Genomic DNA, 19,473 nt, shown 5'->3' on the forward strand with positions numbered 1-19,473 from the left:
CTACCTCTTCCCATTCCGAACAGAGAAGTCAAGCCCGCCAGAGCCGATGGTATTGCCGTAACAGGTGGGAGAGTAGGTCGGTGCCTTTTTTAATACGAAGCCCCTTCAGGAAACTGGAGGGGCTTTTGTTTTGTGCGTACTTTTCGAGAGAACGCACTGGCCGATAGTATTATTGAAGCCCCTAACTACCTACCTTGCAAAGGCTTTTCGCTGTATTGTGAGAGCTCAGAATGTACTAATTGAAACATAATATTTCTCGCGAATCCAGTAACGTAGAAGGTCTAATTGAAATTGGGGTTTTAAACTAATTGAGATTTGTACCTATTATAATAACAATTTTACATGTTTTATAGGGCAATATAACTTATCTTGTAAGAGGAGTATGAATAAACTACAAACTCCCCAGTAAATTATGAATCGAAAAGTTGGAGTATTTCTATTGATTTTATTTGTTATAGTCGCTGGCTTGGTCAGTTATCGATTATTAAAAAATAAAGAAAAGCAAAGCAGTAATCAAAAAGGTGACGGTTCCGGTCGTACTGAGGCTAAAGTGTATGGAATGGTGGTCAGTGGAAAGCCTTTTTCGGATTTTCTCTCGTTGACTGGTGGTATAGAGGCTAATGAGATAGTAGATTTAAGGGCTGAAATTTCAGGACTTGTAGAAAGTCTGAATTTTGAAGAGGGGGGAAGTGTAGGTGGAGGCCAGGTATTGGTTAAAATTAATGATTCAGAACTTAGAGCGCAGTTGGAACAAGCGCAAACGAGAAGTAATCTTGCGCAAGAAAATGAACGTAGGGCACGATTGCTCTTAGAAAAGGAAGCCATAAGTCAGGAAGAGTACGAAATTGCAAGTGCTGATTATCGTACAGCTAAGTCACAGATACAGCTTATTCAGGCTCAGCTTAATAAGACTTTAATCAAAGCTCCTTTCGCTGGAAGGATTGGGCTGAGAAGTATATCAAAAGGAAGTTATATTACACCAACAACAGCAATTGCGCAGTTGGTTAATTTGTCGCGGATAAAGCTACAGTTTTCTATTCCAGAGAAGTATGCCGTTAAAGTAAGAATAGGTGAACAGGTTCGGTTTACGGTGCAAGGTTCGGATGAGGTGTTTGTTGCCAAAATTTATGCATTGGAACCCTTGATTGAAGAAAGTACCCGTACCTTGCGGGTGCGTGCAATAGCCGATAATGGTAATAATAGATTGATTCCCGGTTCTTTCGCCAATGTGACTTTTCCGTTGGAGACCATTAGTGATGGATTATTAGTGCCTACTGAAGCTTTGATTCCTATTCAGAATGGGAAGAAGCTGTTTCTTAAGAAGAATGGGAAGGCAAAAGAGACATTAGTTGAAACGGGAGGAAGGACTGATTCAGTTGTCTTGATTACTAAGGGAATAGCTGATGGAGATACCGTATTGACATCAGGCGTTATGTCATTAAGAGATGGTAGTCCAGTGAAAGTGACATTGAGATAAGAGATCATATGAGTTTATCAACCTTAAGTATCAAAAGACCTGTATTAGCAATTGTGATGAACCTGTTGCTGATTTTGTTTGGCATCATTGGTTATACCTTTTTAGGTGTTCGGGAATTTCCTTCTATTGATCCAGCTCAGATATCCGTTAGAACTAGCTATGCAGGTGCAAATGCGGAAATTATAGAGTCTCAGATTACGGAGCCTCTAGAGAAATCAATAAATTCCATCGATGGGATACGTAATATTTCTTCTTCTAGTAATCAGGGGACAAGTAATATTACTATAGAGTTTAACCTAGATAAAAATCTTGAAGAAGCTGCAAATGATGTTCGTGATAAGGTATCTCAAGCTCTGCGGAGCCTTCCTCAGGATATCGATGCTGCTCCAGTCGTTTCTAAAGCTGATGCTGATTCAGAACCGATAATCACAATGACGGTGCAGAGCGCTACAAAGAATGTACTTGAGTTGTCTGATTATGCAGAGAATGTAATTGCACAGCGGTTACAAACTATTCCTGGAGTAAGTTCTGTGCAGATTTGGGGGCAGAAGAAGTTTGCTATGCGTCTATGGATTGATCCCATCAAATTGGCTTCTTACGGATTGACAGTTTTGGATGTGCGCACAGCTTTAAATAGCCAGAATGTCGAACTACCATCAGGCAAGCTTACTGGAGCGAATACTGAACTAGCAGTAAAGACTATTGGTAATCTTTCTACTGAAGAGGGATTTAATAATATAGTGATACGTGCCGAAGGAAGCCGTATTATTAGGCTAAGTGATGTGGGACAGGCCACATTAGAAGCGGAGAACTTTGAAACGAAAATGTCAGACTCGGGTTATCCTATGGTAAGTCTAGCAGTGATTCCTCAACCAGGAACTAACTATCTGGACATTGCGAAAGAGTTTTACGAGGAGTATGACCGTTTGAAAGTAGATTTACCTGAAGGTTTTGAAATCAACGTGGCGATTGATAATACCCAGTTCGTCAAGCGCGCCGTATTAGAAGTGGTAGAGACTTTGTTGATCTCTATTGTTTTGGTTGTTATCATTATATATATATTCTTCCGGAATTGGAGTATTGCATTCAGACCATTGATTGATATTCCTGTGTCATTGATTGCTACGTTTTTCATCATGTATCTCTGTGGGTTTTCAATTAATGTATTGACGCTGTTGGCCATTGTTTTGGCGACAGGACTTGTAGTGGATGATGGAATTGTAGTAACAGAGAATATCTTTAAGAAGGTAGAAGAGGGGATGTCTCCAATTGAGGCTGCTATCAAAGGTTCTAATGAAATATTTTTTGCAGTTATCTCCATCTCTGTAACCTTAGCGGCAGTTTTTCTTCCGGTTATATTTTTGGAAGGATTCGTGGGAAGACTGTTTCGAGAGTTCGGTATTGTCATTGGATCGGCCGTGCTGATATCTGCATTTGTATCTTTATCGCTGACCCCAATGTTGAATGCCTACCTCATGAAAGGTGGTGAGCAGAAGCGTTCAAAATTCTACGATAGAACCGAGCGATACTTTGTAGCTATGAATAAAGAATATGAAGGTTCTTTGCGTAGTTTCTTAAATAGAAAGTGGTTAAGTGTTGCTATTATTGGTGCTTGTTTTGTTCTTATCTACTTTTTCTATCAGCTTTTACCTAAGGAGACAGCACCCTACGATGACCGTAGTTATGTCTCGTTACGAGCCACAGCTCCAGAGGGTGTATCTTACGATTATATGAATCGATTTATGACGGAGTTGACCATGTTGATTAATGACTCTGTCCCTGAAAAAAAGGTTAGTTTAGTAATCACTTCGCCAGGATTTGGTTCTTCTTCGGCTAATAGTGGTTTCGTGCGTTTGGGGCTTGTACAGCCTGGAGAACGCGAACGAACGCAAGAAGAAATTGTCAATCAGCTTTCAAGGTTGACAAGGCAGTATTCAGAAGCTCGGGTTGCCGTCTCCCAACAACCTACAATTGCCGTAAATAGAAGAGGAGGATCTCCGATTCAATACATTATCCAAGCTCCTAATTTCCAAAAATTGGAGGAGAAGATTCCTGAGTTTATGGAAGAATTGTCAAAGGACAAGACATTCTCTATGGTAGACGTCAATTTAAAATTTAACAAACCTGAGTTGTATGTACATATCGATAGAGAGAAAGCTCAGGCATTGGGAGTTTCGGTATTAGACGTTGCTCAAACTTTACAAATGTCCTTGTCCGGTCAACGATTCGGTTACTTTATGATGAACGGTAAGCAGTATCAGGTGATGGGACAGTTTGACCGAAAGGATCGCGCTACACCAACGGACCTAACTTCTATTTTTGTAAAGAATAAAGAAGGAAAACTGATTCAGCTCGATAATATAATAGAAGTACAGGAGCATAGTAGTCCTCCTCAGCTCTATCATAATAATCGGTATATGTCTGCTACAGTATCAGCATCTCTAGCGCCAGGGCAAAGTATGGGAAAGGGAATTGAGGCTATGGATGCGATCAAAGAAAGGGTATTGGATGATAGTTTTACGACTGATTTGGGTGGTGAAGCACGTGATTTTGTAGAAAGTGGATCCAATACAATGTTTGCTTTTGGTCTTGCTGTGCTTCTAATATTTTTGATTTTGGCAGCACAGTTCGAGAGTTTTGTAGATCCTATTATTATATTGCTGACAGTTCCTATGGCGGTAGGAGGAGCATTATTTTCTTTATGGCTTTTCGATCAATCATGGAATATCTTTAGTCAGATCGGTACCATTATGCTCATTGGACTAGTGACGAAGAACGGGATTCTGATCGTCGAGTTTGCTAACCAGCTTCGAGAGGAAGGACATGAGAAATTTGAAGCAGTGGTTCTTGCCGCTGAGGCCCGTCTAAGACCTATTTTAATGACTTCTTTTGCGATTGCTTTGGGTGCCTTGCCGATTGCTCTTTCTTTTGGGGCTGCGTCTACTAGTCGTATTGGTATGGGAGTTGTAATTGTTGGAGGGACGCTCTTTTCTTTGTTGTTGACCTTATATGTAATTCCAGGTTTTTATTTGATGTTTTCCCGTAAGCGTAAACATCGTCCAGAATTTGATCAAATAGATGGCTAGTATGAAGTATTTAGCATTATTTTTTATGACTTGGACATCATACAGTCTAGGTGTAGCACAGGAGTTGTTGACTGTCCAAGATGCTGTTGAAGTAACTTTGGTAAATAACTATGATATCAAATTGTCCGAGAACGACCTACAAGTGGCAGCAGAGAATGTGACCTACGGAAACGCGGGAATGTTGCCTTTGGTATCAGGAAATTTTACACAAAACAATAGTATACAGAATTCTAAACAGACCCAAAATGATGGTAATATCCGCGAATTAGATAACGCTAAGAATAATAATATGTCTTACGGTGTCAGTCTGGGATGGACCATTTTTGATGGTTTAGGTATGTTTTCTAGGTATGAATCGTTAAAAGAGCTAGAAAGATTAAGCAGTGTTGAGGCCAAGCGCACACTTGTCATAATGGTATCTGATGTAATTCGGACTTATTATAGTATAGTCGAACAGCAGAATTTGTTAGCAGCTCTAGATTCTAGTATACTGATTTCAAAAGAGCGATTGCGCACCGCTGAAAATCGTTTTTCTATAGGTAAAGCTTCTCGCTTGGAGGTCTTGAATGTACAAGTCAATTTAAATGAAGATGAATCTGCACGCTTGCGGCAATTGGATCTTGTAAATAATCTCAAAACGGCTTTGAATGGTCTGATGGCACGACCATTACTGACTGAATTTAGTGTCATCAGGGATGTGAACATTGATCAATCAATGATATTGACTGATTTATTGAACAAAGCGGCTGTGCACAATCCTGATCTGCTAAGGGTAGGAATCAACAAGCGGATTGCCGAGCTGGAATTGAAAACTGTAAAAGCGAATCGCTATCCTACGGTTAGATTGAATGGAGGATATAATTTTTCGGAATCAGAATCGAGTTTAGGTTTTGTTGCCAAATCTAATGCTAGAGGACTTAATTATGGTGTTACCGCTTCTGTTAATATTTTTGATGGTTTTAATCAGAGACGTAATGAGCGAGTTGCAAAGTTAAAGATAGATAACGCTGATTTAGTAATACAGCAACAACGGAATGTCATAGAGACGGCCTTGACGCAGGCTTTTCAGAGCTATCAGACGAATTTGGCTTTAGTGCATATCGAGGAAGGAAACGAACGTATTGCGAAACAAAACTTAAATATTACGTTGGACAAATATCGTATCGGAACAATTAGCGCAGTAGAATTTAGGGATGCACAGCAAAACTTTATCAACGCAGTCTCCCGATTTAATACAGCTAAGACCCAAGCGAAGTTGTCTGAATCCTTGTTAAAGGAACTCGTGGGGACAATCGATTTCTTATAGTAACGATTGTGTTAAGCAAACGTTTTCGCAATTTAGGTCAAACGTTTGCGTTGTTTTTTCATTTCTTATTATGGTATTTATAGATTATTATTGTGATAGATAATATGAAGTAAATGTCGTTATCTATAACCAATAACCCTTTAATAATAAATTGGTTATTCGACAATAGACTGTTTAGTTTGTTTTAAAATAGGTGATTTTAAAGGGGGCTTTGTGTCCCCTTTGATTTTTGATGAAATAATAACCCTAAGATAGATATGAGTTCAAATAGAAGAGATTTTTTAAAGAAAGCATCGTTCCTTTCTGCTGCAGCTATTACCTTACCTGCATTGAATAATGAAGCATTAGCAGCATCATCTTTTAACATGTGGGGATATGCCGCTCCCAAGATTGACAAAGTACGGATAGCCGTGATCGGTTTGGGAATGAGAGGCCCTGGTGCGGTCGATCGTTTATCTTATATTGAGGAAACAGAGATTGTAGCGTTATGTGATAGACATGCAGACCGTGTTGATAAGGCGCAGAAAATTTTGACCGGTAAAGGTTTGAAAGAGGCGAAATCTTATTCTGGAGATAATGGATGGGAGAAGCTATTGAAAGAAGAAGAGTTGGACCTTGTTTATATTTGTACTCCTTGGGAATTTCACGCACCTATGAGTATTGCGGCAATGAAAGCTGGAGCTCACGTAGCGTGTGAGGTTCCAATTGGTCTAACAGTAAAAGAATGCTGGGAAGTTGTGAAAGTATCGGAAGCAACTAAAAAGCACTGTATGATGTTGGAGAATTGTTGTTATGACTTTTTCGAAATGCTGACTTTAAATATGACACGTCAAGGTATGTTTGGTGAGTTAGTACATGCGGAAGGAGCTTATATTCATGATTTATTGGATTTGAACTTTAATAGCAAAAATGGTTATGATAATATGTGGCGCTTGCGTGAGAATATCAAAATGAATGGTAATCTTTATCCAACTCATGGTCTCGGTCCTATTGCACAATGTTTGAATATTAACAGCGGAGATCGCATGACTCACCTTGTAGCTATGCAGACTGCTGATTTTATGATGGGTGAAACCGCTCGGGAGATGGCGGCTAAAGATTCATTTTACCAAGAGTTTGTAGGTAAGAAGTACCGTGGAAATATGGATACTACTCTGATCAAGACAGAGAAAGGTAAAACCATGATGTTGCAACATGATGTTACTTCTCCTAGACCTTATTCACGTCTTCATTTGCTGAGCGGTACTAAAGGTTTTGCACAGAAGTATCCGAAAGAAGGTATTGCCTTTGGACACTCTTTTGTGAAGGAAGAGGAGATGAAAGGCCTGTATGAAAAATATACACCACAATTAATCAAATTTATCGGAGAGCAGGCAAAACAAGTAGGGGGCCATGGTGGTATGGACTTTATGATGGATTGGCGTCTGATTGACTGTTTGAGAAATGGCTTACCAATAGACCAGCCTGTCTATGAAGGGGCTTCTTGGTCAGTAGTTGTGCCGTTGAGTTGTGAATCTGTCGCTAAGAACAGTAGAACGGTTGCTATCCCTGACTTTACTAAAGGAAACTGGAAAACGAATAAACCTCATGATATTACGTTGAATGGAGGTGGGAGTACAAGGATTCGTCCAAAGGTATCTAAAGATCAAAGTAAACAGTTAAAAATAGATTAATAGGGTATTTCATACCTAAACTCATTTGATGGGAAGATTTCTGAGGATATCTTCCCTTTTTTGTGCCGAATGGGAGAGAGGATCATATACTACTTTTGTGTTATACTTTGGAACTTGCTTGAAGCCTCTTTTGGGGTACAGCCGTAATAACTTTTAAAAACCTTTATGAAATGGGAAACGCTATGATAGCCCAGCAGTACGGCTAATTCATTCACATTATAGTTCTGTAACAGAAGCTTTTTAGCTTTTTCCATTCTTAACTGTACGACATAGGCGTACAGTGTAGTGCCGTAGGTAGCTTTGAAACTTTGCTTAAGCTTCTTTTCGTTCATAAAAAATTTCTTTGCCAGTTCTGCACTTGAAGGTGGGGTGTCTAGATTTAGTGTAAGGTAAGATTTTATTTTTTCTAAACTGTCGGATGGTTGGGATGCGATTTCAGGAATATTTTCTCCATATTGTGTCTGTTGATGTATGGTAAATAGGAGCTCCCGCAACTTAAGTTTAAAAAAGTGATATCTATGTTCAATTATATCCTTACTGTTTATCATATCCTCCATAATCTGTAGCATCTTAAGATTTATGGAGAGAGTCTCATTGGGTCTGTTCTCTGGTGTTCCAGACAGTATATATTGATGAAAACTATCTTCATTTATCCAATCTTCATATTTTATGAGATCAATATAAAAATCGATAGACATTTTTATTATTATATAATGTAACGCCTCTCCTGGTTTCACAATGAGGACGCCCCCACCTCCTTCTGTATCTAAGAAATTTCGTTGTAGCATTCCTGTTCTATGTGTATAAGACTCATTACCTGCTCCATTTTTTACACAAGAATTACCCCCGAGATAGAAAAAAAATCGAACGTGTGGAGTCTCTGCAGACCAGTTATTGGTAAGAATAGTAGCAGTATCTATTTGGGCCTCGACAATATGTAATCCCACTGAATGAAAGATGTCACAATGTATCGACACTTGATGCTGTTTGTAGCTGAAAACTCTATGCATCAATACATCTTCCTCTATATGAGTCTTTTCAACTATATCATCATGTATTATTTTGTCTATCTCAATAATTTCTGATCTCAATCGCATGCCTCTATTTCGCTATTTTTTGTCCTGTTTATCACTATTTGTTAATGGGGTTAGTAACTACATTTGCGAAGTTATTTATAATTAATCTAAATACCAATAGGGTTATCAAAAATGAAAATAGATTTATCTGAAATCAAACAAGTGGTTTGCATATCCTTGATCTTTTCAATATTATTTACAAGTACTTCACTTTTTGCACAATCATTAAAAAGAGACGGAGCAAAGATTATCGGATATGTCAAGGATGCAGATGGAAATGCTGTGCCTAGTGCGACTGTCTATGTTTTAAATACAAGATATAGTACTCAAGTTGACAAAGATGGTCATTATGTCCTGATGGTAGCTTCAGGAGAATATGAGGTAATGAGTTCTGCAGTTGGATTTATAGCGGAGAAGAAAAAGGTATCTATAAGTCGAAATGAGAATAAATATTACCAATTTGTTTTGAAAGTAGACCCGAATACAGCGATAGAGCAGGTCGTAGTCAGTGGTAAATCTGCAATTCAAGAGGTCAGGGAGACTCCTTACAACGTTGCTGTATTGGACGCTACGAAATTTCATAACTCTTCTATGGAGCTTTCAGATTTATTAAATAGAGCTTCGGGGGTTAAAATTCGACAAAGTGGAGGATTGGGATCTGCGACGTCTGTTAATTTGAACGGTTTTTCTGGCAGACATGTGAAGGTATTTATTGATGGTGTACCTATGCAGGGAATGGGATCCGCATTTCAGCTGAATAATATTCCTGTTAATTTGGCTGAACGTATTGAAATATATAAAGGGGTGGTTCCGATTGAATTGGGCTCAGATGCTTTGGGAGGAGCAATCAATATTATTACCAATAAACGTAATAAATCCTATGCAGATGTATCCTATTCTTATGGATCGTTCAATACGCATAAGACTAATATCAATGTTGGATACGCAGCTAAGAATGGATTTACGGTCCAATTAAACGCTTTTCAGAACTATTCAGAGAATAACTATCGAGTTTATACACAAATTAAAGACTTTAAAACCAGCAATTTTACGATGGATAGTGTATGGACAAGGGCCTTCCATAACAAATACCATAATGAGACAGCTATTTTAAAGACTGGCTTTGTGAATACGAGCTGGGCGGATCAATTTCTTATTGGTGTGACTCTTGGTAAAGAATATTCTGATATTCAAAATGCCAACACTATGAAAATAGTATATGGCGAAAAATCGAGAAATGGTAATACTGTAATGCCTTCGTTAACCTATTCTAAGAGAGGGTTGTTAACTGAAGGATTGGACGTCATATTAACAGCTAATTATAATCATAATTATAATCAAAATATAGATACAGCATCAAGAGAATACAACTGGCTCGGTGAATATCGAGAGACTAAAAATGTTGGTGAGGGGAGTAGATCGTTAGCCAAGTTTTACAATGACAATGCTGTTGCGTCATTAAATGTGATCTATAAAATAAATCATCAGCATAGCTTCTCATTTAATGATAACTGGTCAACTTATGAACGTAAAAATGCAGATAATGTAGCGATCAAAGATGAATACTCTAAACCGGAGGATAAAGCAAATAATTATAAAAATGTAGCTGGTCTATCTTATAAATTTAATTACAATAAACGATGGGTCTCTACTATTTTTGGGAAGCACTATAAGCAGAAGACATCAGGAGTAGTCAATGCGGGGGAAAGTGAATCGTTTCCAACATGGAAAAGAGTAACCGCAGAAGCTAGTGCTTTTGGCTACGGGGTGGCAACTACTTATTTTTGGAAAGATTTTCAATATAAAATTTCCTATGAAAAAGCATTACGGATGCCCTCCGACTCTGAGATTTTAGGCGATGCGCTATTAGAGCGAGCGAATGCGGAGCTGAGACCAGAGAGAAGTAATGGCGTAAATATTGGTGCATCTTATCAAAAGGATTTTAATGAAAATCATGCTATTTATATTGATGCGAGTGGTTTGTATCGTGATGTCCAGGATTTTATTCGTCGTACTATCGTACAACGAACCGGAGAAGCACAAAATGTAAATCACGGGAAAGTTCAAAATTTAGGGTTGAATTTTGAAGGTAGGTATTATTATAAGCGATTTCTATCAGTAGGGGGGACCCTAACCTATCAAAGTCTTATCAATAAAGAATTGTATACTAATTATGGGGATAAACAGTTGTCTGCGACTTATAATGACCGTGTGCCTAATCAGCCTTATCTATATGGTAATGGTGAAATTGAAATGCGCTTTCAGGGTATTCAAGAACCTACAGATTTACTAACCATAGGCTATAATTTAAACTATGTTCACTCCTTTTATAGAGAATGGCCAAGTTTAGGGGATGTCAATACTAAACATACAATTGATGGTCAATTATCTCATGATTTTACAGCTTCCTATGCTATGAAAAATGGACGTTATAATATCGCATTGGAGGCAAGAAACTTGAGCGATCAACGCCTATATGATAATTATAGTCTACAAAAACCGGGACGTAGTTTTGGTGTAAAACTTCGATACTTTTTTATGTAATCTAATAAATAATTGAAATTAATAAATTATAATATGATGAGTTCTAAAAACAATGTATTCAGAGGTGCTATTGCATTATTATTGTGCGGCAGTATAATTAGCTGTTCAGATAAGAAAGTTTTCGATGAGGAGCGTGAGTCTAATGATGTCGAGTTCTTTATTTCAGCTTCTGAAAGTGAAACTGCTAGCTATTTATTAGCTGTGCCAGATATCACCGCAAAAGAAAAGTTAACTATTAAAGGTAAAGGGATGGAGTCTGATGCATATGGCTCTTGGTTATTCCCAACGCCTTACGTTGGTATTGGACTACAATACCGAAAGGGCGATCCAGGTATCGGTATCGGTATAGCTTTAGGGCCCAACGGTAAAATTATAAAAAGTGGTAGCGAGTTTCAGATTGTTTCAAGATTTACAACTTATGGTGTCTTTCAAGAAAAAGTATTATCTGTTGTTGAAGGAATAGTTCAGCGAGATGATAAAGGTAATATGGATAATACCAAGTTGTATTCTACCTTCAATTTTATCAACCCGGCTAATAATAATGCGGTTACTACGATAACGAAAAGTACAACAAACTTAACTGGTAATGGTGAGTATTCAATTTTATCAGGAGTAGTTCAATTTGGTGCCAATAACTTTTTAACAGCACTTGTTCCGAGACAATTTAAAGAAGGCTTAGATAGGAATGGAAAGCCTACATTAGTGATGAGTGATACGCAATATCCGGACTCCGTTTGGATCGCATCATTTGACAAAGATCTCAAGATGACCAAATTGTATGGAGATGATCGGATTAGTTACGCTGCAGGAAGACACCGCTCACAATTCTATAATACAATAGGTGGGGATGACGAGGGAAATCTTTATGCCTTCGCTCCCAAGAATGCGATAACATCGAAGGCAAGCGGTGTGCTTAAAATCAATAAAGGCGCTTCAGAATTTGATAAAAATTACTACTGGAATCTTGATGAAGAGGTTGTGAAATCTGGTATATCAAGTAGTCCTTCTTTTAATAGAATACACCATGTAAAGGGAGATTACTTTATTGTAGAATATCTTATAAAGGGCAGTAACCCTATCGAAGGTGATGTACCTAGCTCTAATGCACTCGCAATTGTCAATGTCCGTACAAAAGAGTTTAAATGGGTAAAAAATATCCCGGATTACAATTACTATCCTAAATTCCATACGCCAATTGCCGACGGTGGTAAGTTTTATGTACCAGTAAAAGAAGTGGATAAATTACCTGCAATCTATATTATTGACCCTGTCACAGGTCAAGCAACCAAAGGTCTAGAAGTAGATGCTAAAGATATTAATGGTATCGGCAAGCTTCGTAAAAAATAGGTAGTTCCTTAGTAAATGAATATTACAAATAGAAGGAGTACACCTTCTGTTTGTAATATTCATTTTATAAAACCCACAAGAATATTAATTATGAAACGTCATTTTCTTATAGCCCTATTTTTAGCGGCTTGTTACTTCAATACATCTGCTCAAGAGGCAGTCACTTTCAAACATTCTAAAGGTGAAACCAAGGTTGCAGCAAATCCAAAAAAAGTGTTGATTATGGATTTGGGAGCCTTAGAGACCTATTATGAATTAGGTATCCCTGTGTCTGCTACAGTTGACCAGGTTCCGGAATATTTAAATGAATATAACGATACAAAGTATATACGGGTTGGGAATGTTAAAACGCCAAATATGGAAGCGGTCGCTGCTCTAAAGCCAGATTTTATCCTTATAGGAGGAAGAATGGGGAATTACTATGATTCCTTGTCTATGGTTGCACCTACCGTTATTTTTGGCACGGACGAAAAAGATTTTTGGGGTTCTTTTGAGCAGAGCGTACGTGATATCGCAAGATTGCATGGAAAAGAAAAGATTGCAGAAGCGAAGTTAACGGCGCTACGTCAGAAAGCTGCGAAAGTACAAGAAAAAGCAAAGGCTGATCCCAAGAAAGCAGTGCTGGCTATGCACATGAATGGACGTTTGATGCCTAGCGGTCCTAATTCTCGTTTTGGATTTTTGTATGATGCCTTGGATCTAAAACCTGCGTATATACCAGATCCAGAATCTTCAAATGCTCCTAGAGGTGGTGATCGTCCCCAAGCCCCGAAATTAGCCGATATAAATCCAGATTATTTGTTTGTTTTTGATCGTAACACGGGGATTCAAGGGGTGATGCCCGATCCTAAAGATATCATTAACGACGATATTAAAGCTACTGCAGCATATAAGAACAATAAGGTGTTCATACTTCCTGGATGGATATGGTACCTTTCAGGAAGCGGTTTAACTTCTGTTGATCAAAAGATAACTGACATTGGCGAGAAGCTCTATGGTATTAATTTTTAGAACTAACTTTGTCATAAATAAAAAGCCCGCTATTAGCGGGCTTTTTATTTTATTGAGCATTTAAGAACATTGATTTCTTTAAAACCAATTCTCTAAAATAAGGATCCTTTAAGTCTTTGATGAAACGTATTGCTTCACCTGTTGACTTCATTTCAGGGCCTAATTGTTTATCTACTTCTGGGAACTTAGAGAAGGAGAACACAGGCTCTTTTATAGCCCAACCTTCTAGTTTACGTTCGATTGTAAAGTCTTTTAACTTATTAGCACCTAACATTACTTTGGTTGCGATATTGATATAAGGTACATCGTAAGCCTTAGCTATGAATGGAACAGTACGTGATGCGCGAGGGTTAGCCTCGATAACATATACATTTTCTCCTTTTATAGCAAACTGAATGTTTAAAAGTCCTCTTACGTTTAGTGCTTTAGCAAGTTTGATTGAGTATGTTTCCATTTTATCCTGTACAGCTTGAGAAAGCTCAAAAGGAGGTAATACCGCGTATGAATCTCCAGAGTGAATACCTGCCGGTTCAATATGCTCCATCATCCCGATGATATGTACATCTTCCCCATCCGAAATAGAATCCGATTCTGCTTCTTCTGCACGATCCAAGAAATGGTCAATTAATATTTGATTTCCCGGAAGGTTTTTAAGTAGATTGACAACTGCTTTTTCTAAGTCTTCATCATTGATGACAATACTCATTCCTTGTCCACCTAATACATAAGAAGGGCGTACTAAAACTGGATAACCGACTTCGTTTGCCACTTTGATTGCCTCTTCAGCAGATGTAGCAACACCATACTTTGGATAAGGGATTTCAAGCTCTTTTAATAGATCTGAGAAACGGCCACGGTCTTCAGCAAGGTCCATATCTTGGAAAGAAGTACCAATAATTTTAACTCCTAATTTTTCTAGACGTTCAGCCATTTTCAATGCCGTCTGACCACCTAACTGTACGATTACCCCTTCTGGTTTTTCTAATTCAATGATTTCGCGTACATGTTCCCAGAATACAGGCTCAAAGTATAACTTGTCAGCCATGTTAAAGTCTGTTGATACAGTCTCGGGGTTACAGTTGACCATGATCGATTCGTAACCACATTCTTTCGCAGCCAATAAACCGTGTACACACGAATAGTCAAACTCGATACCTTGTCCGATACGGTTAGGTCCAGAACCTAATACAATGATTTTCTTTTTATCCGAAACAATTGATTCGTTCTCGTCTTCAAAAGTAGAGTAGAAGTAAGGAGTATGTGCCGGGAATTCTGCAGCACAAGTATCTACCATTTTGTAGACACGGCTAATTCCTAATTCTTTACGACGGTCATAAACCTCGTCTTCTGTTACATTGCCTAACAACCAAGAGATTTGCTCATCCGAATAACCTTTTTGCTTCAAGGTCATGAAGAAATCGCGTGGAATATTGGATAGTTGGTAGCGACGTAGTTCTTGTTCTAATTGAACTAGTTCTTGAATCTGTACTAAGAACCATTTGTCAATATGCGTCGCTTTACGGATGGATTCTAGAGGAACACCTAGTTCAAAAGCGTCTTTTACGTGGAACAAGCGGTCAGCACTTGGATGCTCTAAACTGTGCATGATGTCATCTAGATTGCGCAGTTGTTTGCCATCTGCACCTAATCCTGCACGGCCTGTTTCTAGAGACTGACAGGCTTTTTGTAGTGCTTCGATAAATGTACGGCCGATAGCCATAACTTCGCCCACAGCTTTCATCTGAAGACCTAGTTCTTTGTTCGCTCCTTTGAATTTGTCGAAGTTAAAACGCGGAACCTTTACGATTACGTAGTCTAATGTAGGTTCGAAATATGCTGAAGTTGTTTTAGTAATTTGGTTTTGTAACTCATCTAAGTTATATCCGATAGCCAATTTAGCAGCTATTTTCGCGATAGGGTAGCCAGTTGCTTTAGAGGCTAACGCTGACGAACGTGATACGCGAGGGTTGATCTCGATTGCGATGATATCTTCGTTTTCAGGATTTACCGAGAACTGAACATTACAGCCTCCAGCGAAAGTTCCTATCGAACGCATCATCTTAATCGCCTGGTTGCGCATATCTTGGTAGCACTTGTCAGACAATGTCATACCTGGAGCGACTGTGATAGAGTCACCAGTATGTATACCCATTGGATCAAAGTTTTCGATTGTACAGATGATGATTACATTGTCGTTTGTATCACGTAGCAATTCTAATTCGAATTCTTTCCAGCCCAATACTGCCTGTTCTACTAATACCTCGTGAGTAGGTGATGCGTGTAAGCCTCTGTTTAAAGCCGCATCGAAATCTTCTTTCTTATGTACGAATCCACCTCCTGTACCTGCTAACGTATAGGATGGACGGATTACCAATGGGAAACCGATTTCCTGTGCTGCTTCTTTTCCTTCAAGGAAAGAGTTTGCGATTTTTGAAGGAGCTACACCTACACCGATATCAATCATCAGCTGACGGAATTCTTCGCGGTTTTCTGTCTTCTCAATAGCTGCGACATCGACTCCGATCACTTGAACATTGTATTTTTCCCAAAGCCCAATATTTGAGGCTTCAATACATAGGTTTAAGGCCGTCTGTCCACCCATAGTTGGTAATACGGCATCAATCTTTTGCTCTTTTAATATTTGCTCGATACTCTCGCAAGTAAGAGGTAATAGATAGATGTGGTCTGCTACAACCTTATCGGTCATAATTGTTGCAGGGTTAGAATTAATTATGGACACTGTGATGCCTTCTTCTTTGAGAGATAAGGCAGCTTGAGATCCTGAATAATCAAATTCACACGCTTGTCCGATAACAATAGGACCAGAACCTATGATTAAGACAGAGTTAATGGAGGTGTTTCTAGGCATTATTTATGAAATCAAAAAATTAAAATACGAACTAGTTGCTGTTTACAAAGCGGCGAAAATGCCTTTGCTAAAGAAGAGTATTCCGACTGCTTTGTCGGAGTGCAAAGTTATATTTATTTTTTGATATAGGCAAGTATGTTTTGTTAAACATGCCCCCGATAAATAGGAGTTTTTGAAATATGTACTGGAATGGTACATTATTTGCTTTATCTTCGACAAAATTTTCAAAAAACTATAAATACAACTTTATGAAAAAATTTACTTTAGCATTAGTAGCATTATTAGTAGCTGGAGCTTCTCAGGCTCAGGATTACAAGAACTCTATCGGTATCCGTTTAGGTTCTGGTTACTACGATGTAATCTCTGCGTCTTTTAAGACATTTATTAAGCAACCTGCTGCTTTGGAATTTAACTTAGGTTTTGATTCTGATAAATTCGCTGGAAAAAGTTTTACAAATTTAGCACTTTCTGGTGCTTACCAACATCATTTCCCTATCGGAAATATCGATGGATTCAAATGGTTCGTAGGTGGTGGTGCAGTATTGTCCAATACTTTCTCTAATATTGATGAGGTTAAGGGATTCAGTGCAGGTATCTTCCCTACGGGTGGTGTTGATTACAAGTTGAAAAGCGCTCCTTTCGCATTTTCGGCGGATATCAGACCTACTATCCATGTTGTAAATGGTGCAGGACACTATAACGGTTTCTACGCTAATGGTGGTGTAACAGCTCGTTATACTTTCTAAGCGAAAAGAACGATAATAAAAAGGGACTGCAATCTGCAGTCCCTTTTTTATTTACATAGGATTTACTTCTTCAGGTGTAGATCAAAATACTTTGCGATTTTATCATACATATGGATTCTATCCCTGCCACTTACATTGTGTTCGTGTTTTGGGTATAAGAAATAGTCAACTTGTTTTCCTGCTTTTATACATTGTTCTACAAAGTCCATACTATGTTGTTGTACTACTACAGGATCTTGAGCGCCATGGATTATCAGGAGATGACCGTTTAGCTTGTTTGCTTTATTTAGTAGCGAGGTCTTTTTGTATCCTTCAGGATTCTCTTCTGGTGTGTCCATATAACGTTCGCCATACATCGCTTCGTAGTATTTCCAGTCCATTACTGGACCTCCGGCTACTGCTGTTTTAAAGATGTCGTTGTGTTTGGTCATTAATGATGTGGTCATGAAGCCACCATAACTCCAGCCGAATATTCCCATATTGTTACTATCTACATAAGGGAGAGATTTAAGGTATTCTATACCGACCATTTGATCCGCCATTTCAGCCTCCCCTAGGTTGCGATGCGTCACGCGGGTGAAGTCCCTGCCTCTAGCTTCGGAGCCTCTGTTGTCCAAAGTGAAGACAAGGTATCCGTTCTGTGCCATGAACATGTCAAAATAACCTACACCTCCGAGCCATCTGTCTGTAACGAGTTGAGCATGTGATCCTCCATAAAGATATAACATAACCGGATATTTTTTTGAAGAATCAAAGTTTGCAGGATATGTTATTCTAGCGTTTAGAGGTGTTTTTCCATCCGGAGAAACAAATGTTTTGAATTCAATCTTCGGGATGTTTATCTGCCCTGTAAAAGGATTTTCAGCTGTTAGTATGTTAGTTGATTTGCCGTCCTTTTTTGTGATTACGTCTATTTTATTAGGAGTGTTCAGGTTGCTGTATTGGTCAAGAATGAAATTCCCGCTATCACTGATCGAAGCATTATGCGTACCGTTTGTCTGAGTCAGTTGTATTGTTTTACCACTTTTTAGCTCAACTTCAAAAAGCTGACGCTCCATTCCATTATTGGTTGTGCCTATATAATAAGCTTTTGTTCCTTTGCTGTCAAACCCCTGGAAATCGATTACGCTGACATCGTTGTGACCAAGGTGACGAATTAATGTGCCTTGTGTGTCGTATAGGTAGAGTTGATTGTAGCCATCTCTGTCTGTTTGGTATAAAAACTGTTTTGGATTGCTTGGCGTAAAAATCAGTTCATGTTGTGGCTCTACCCATGTGGTTGATTTTTCTTCGAAAAGTGTTTTTACAAGAACACCTGTTTTTGAATCATATTTGTTCAGCTTTAGGTGATCCTGTCCACGGTTTAAGACCCCCACGTAAATATATTCATTATTGGGGTCCCATGAAGCTATAGTTAGGTACTGTTCTTTTGGAGTTCCTGTCTGTAGTGTGGTATAGCTTCCTGTTTGCGTGTTGAAAATGTTCAGTGTTACTTCTTCATTTTTCATTCCAGCCATAGGGTAGCGGATATCTTTTATTGTAGCTACGCGTGTATCCCATTGCGGTAGAGGGTATTTACTGACCATCGTTTCGTCTTTACGGTAGTAAAGCAACTTCTGGTCATCAGGAGACCACCACATCCCCTTCGTTATTCCAAATTCTTGGCGATGGGTAAATTCACTGCCGTTTACAATACCATTCACTGTGTCTTTGGTGACCTGAATTTTCTTTCCGTTTGCAGTTGTGATTTCGATATTGTTGCCTATGAGGTAAGCTGTCTGTACATTTGATGTACTATACTCTACGTTTGTAGCTGTGCTAGGTACATTGGAAGTAACTTGTGCCTCCTTTTTAGTGATATTATAAGTTACACTATATACAGTTTCCTTTCCGCTTACGTTAAATACAAGTGTATTACCATCCTGCCATTGATACTGTGTAGGAAAAGTTCTTAGTGTGAACTGTTCATTAGGGATAACTTTTGTTAATGCGGACTGGAGTTCTGTGATCGAAACTAAATCTTTACTCTGCCAGTTATCTTTTGATGAGCGTATCATTAAGTTTTGATACGAAGCGTCTAGATGTGAAAAAGCATCAGTTCCTTTTACCCATTTTTGACCGAATAGATTTTTGGGTGAAAATTTGCTCGGACCAAATACGGTTTCATCTATTGTGAAACTGCGTTGGCCGTAGGCATAAGTGGAACTAAGTAGTAATAATAACAATAATTTTTTCATCTGTTTGTTTTTATATTAGATGGAATCTTTAGTAGGCATCGCCTGCTGGCGAAATTAGGTAATTGTGTTAATATAATTACTAACGTCAAAAATGTTTTACA

11 protein-coding genes and 1 rRNA gene are annotated in these 19,473 nt (G+C 38.5%); 9 read left to right on the top strand and 3 right to left on the bottom strand.

The genetic code is table 11. The annotated features are described in order from the left end of the window. The 5 genes from rrf to JKG64_RS10910 all read left to right on the top strand — a co-directional run. Positions 1–89: ribosomal RNA gene (gene rrf / locus JKG64_RS10890) — 5S ribosomal RNA — on the top strand; the annotation flags it as partial. 323 nt (positions 90–412) lie between these two features. Then, the gene (locus JKG64_RS10895) at positions 413–1,477 is read left to right on the top strand and encodes an efflux RND transporter periplasmic adaptor subunit (protein WP_210354355.1); all 1,065 of its coding nucleotides are present in this window, start codon (positions 413–415) and stop codon (positions 1,475–1,477) included. Positions 1,478–1,485: 8 nt separating this feature from the next. Next, a complete protein-coding gene (locus JKG64_RS10900) occupies positions 1,486–4,563 on the top strand; it encodes an efflux RND transporter permease subunit (RefSeq protein ID WP_210354356.1) in 3,078 nt (1,025 codons plus the stop codon). A 1-nt stretch (position 4,564) separates the two neighbouring features. Further along, positions 4,565–5,869 carry a TolC family protein gene (locus JKG64_RS10905; RefSeq protein ID WP_210354357.1) on the top strand — a complete coding sequence of 435 codons (1,305 nt, stop codon included), beginning with the start codon at positions 4,565–4,567 and terminating at the stop codon, positions 5,867–5,869. Positions 5,870–6,126: 257 nt separating this feature from the next. Then, positions 6,127–7,542 (top strand): Gfo/Idh/MocA family protein, encoded by a 1,416-nt coding sequence (locus tag JKG64_RS10910; protein WP_210354358.1) that lies wholly within the window; start codon positions 6,127–6,129, stop codon positions 7,540–7,542. Positions 7,543–7,631: 89 nt separating this feature from the next. Here JKG64_RS10910 and JKG64_RS10915 read toward each other — a convergent pair whose 3' ends face one another. Continuing rightward, a complete protein-coding gene (locus JKG64_RS10915) occupies positions 7,632–8,639 on the bottom strand; it encodes an AraC family transcriptional regulator (protein ID WP_210354359.1) in 1,008 nt (335 codons plus the stop codon). 111 nt (positions 8,640–8,750) lie between these two features. Here JKG64_RS10915 and JKG64_RS10920 point away from each other — a divergent pair, with 111 nt between their 5' ends. From JKG64_RS10920 to JKG64_RS10930, 3 genes are all read left to right on the top strand, one after another. Then, positions 8,751–11,162 (top strand): TonB-dependent receptor, encoded by a 2,412-nt coding sequence (locus tag JKG64_RS10920; protein ID WP_210354360.1) that lies wholly within the window; start codon positions 8,751–8,753, stop codon positions 11,160–11,162. Between the two features lie 33 nt (positions 11,163–11,195). Continuing rightward, positions 11,196–12,509 carry a DUF4374 domain-containing protein gene (locus JKG64_RS10925; protein WP_210354361.1) on the top strand — a complete coding sequence of 438 codons (1,314 nt, stop codon included), beginning with the start codon at positions 11,196–11,198 and terminating at the stop codon, positions 12,507–12,509. A 90-nt stretch (positions 12,510–12,599) separates the two neighbouring features. Next, the gene (locus tag JKG64_RS10930) at positions 12,600–13,520 is read left to right on the top strand and encodes a siderophore ABC transporter substrate-binding protein (protein ID WP_210354362.1); all 921 of its coding nucleotides are present in this window, start codon (positions 12,600–12,602) and stop codon (positions 13,518–13,520) included. 49 nt (positions 13,521–13,569) lie between these two features. Here the strand turns inward: JKG64_RS10930 and carB are convergent, their stop codons facing one another. After that, a complete protein-coding gene (gene carB / locus JKG64_RS10935) occupies positions 13,570–16,389 on the bottom strand; it encodes a carbamoyl-phosphate synthase large subunit (RefSeq protein ID WP_210354363.1) in 2,820 nt (939 codons plus the stop codon). A 248-nt stretch (positions 16,390–16,637) separates the two neighbouring features. On the opposite strand from carB, the gene JKG64_RS10940 reads away from it, so the two are divergent. Continuing rightward, the gene (locus JKG64_RS10940; RefSeq protein ID WP_031301836.1) at positions 16,638–17,135 is read left to right on the top strand and encodes a hypothetical protein; all 498 of its coding nucleotides are present in this window, start codon (positions 16,638–16,640) and stop codon (positions 17,133–17,135) included. A 62-nt stretch (positions 17,136–17,197) separates the two neighbouring features. Here the strand turns inward: JKG64_RS10940 and JKG64_RS10945 are convergent, their stop codons facing one another. Next, entirely contained in the window at positions 17,198–19,372 is a 2,175-nt protein-coding gene (locus JKG64_RS10945) for a S9 family peptidase (protein ID WP_210354364.1), read from the bottom strand. Between the last annotated feature and the right edge of the window lie 101 nt (positions 19,373–19,473).

This window comes from Sphingobacterium tabacisoli, from assembly GCF_017908035.1.
GTDB classification, from domain to species: domain Bacteria; phylum Bacteroidota; class Bacteroidia; order Sphingobacteriales; family Sphingobacteriaceae; genus Sphingobacterium; species Sphingobacterium tabacisoli.

Bases quoted from the DNA above. Each gene is read 5' to 3' on its own strand.
- JKG64_RS10895 (WP_210354355.1), top strand. From the start codon at position 413: ATGAATCGAAAAGTTGGAGTATTTCTATTGATTTTATTTGTTATAGTC.
- JKG64_RS10900 (WP_210354356.1), top strand. From the start codon at position 1,486: ATGAGTTTATCAACCTTAAGTATCAAAAGACCTGTATTAGCAATTGTG.
- JKG64_RS10905 (WP_210354357.1), top strand. From the start codon at position 4,565: ATGAAGTATTTAGCATTATTTTTTATGACTTGGACATCATACAGTCTA.
- JKG64_RS10910 (WP_210354358.1), top strand. From the start codon at position 6,127: ATGAGTTCAAATAGAAGAGATTTTTTAAAGAAAGCATCGTTCCTTTCT.
- JKG64_RS10915 (WP_210354359.1), bottom strand. From the start codon at position 8,639: ATGCGATTGAGATCAGAAATTATTGAGATAGACAAAATAATACATGAT.
- JKG64_RS10920 (WP_210354360.1), top strand. From the start codon at position 8,751: ATGAAAATAGATTTATCTGAAATCAAACAAGTGGTTTGCATATCCTTG.
- JKG64_RS10925 (WP_210354361.1), top strand. From the start codon at position 11,196: ATGATGAGTTCTAAAAACAATGTATTCAGAGGTGCTATTGCATTATTA.
- JKG64_RS10930 (WP_210354362.1), top strand. From the start codon at position 12,600: ATGAAACGTCATTTTCTTATAGCCCTATTTTTAGCGGCTTGTTACTTC.
- carB (WP_210354363.1), bottom strand. From the start codon at position 16,389: ATGCCTAGAAACACCTCCATTAACTCTGTCTTAATCATAGGTTCTGGT.
- JKG64_RS10940 (WP_031301836.1), top strand. From the start codon at position 16,638: ATGAAAAAATTTACTTTAGCATTAGTAGCATTATTAGTAGCTGGAGCT.
- JKG64_RS10945 (WP_210354364.1), bottom strand. From the start codon at position 19,372: ATGAAAAAATTATTGTTATTATTACTACTTAGTTCCACTTATGCCTAC.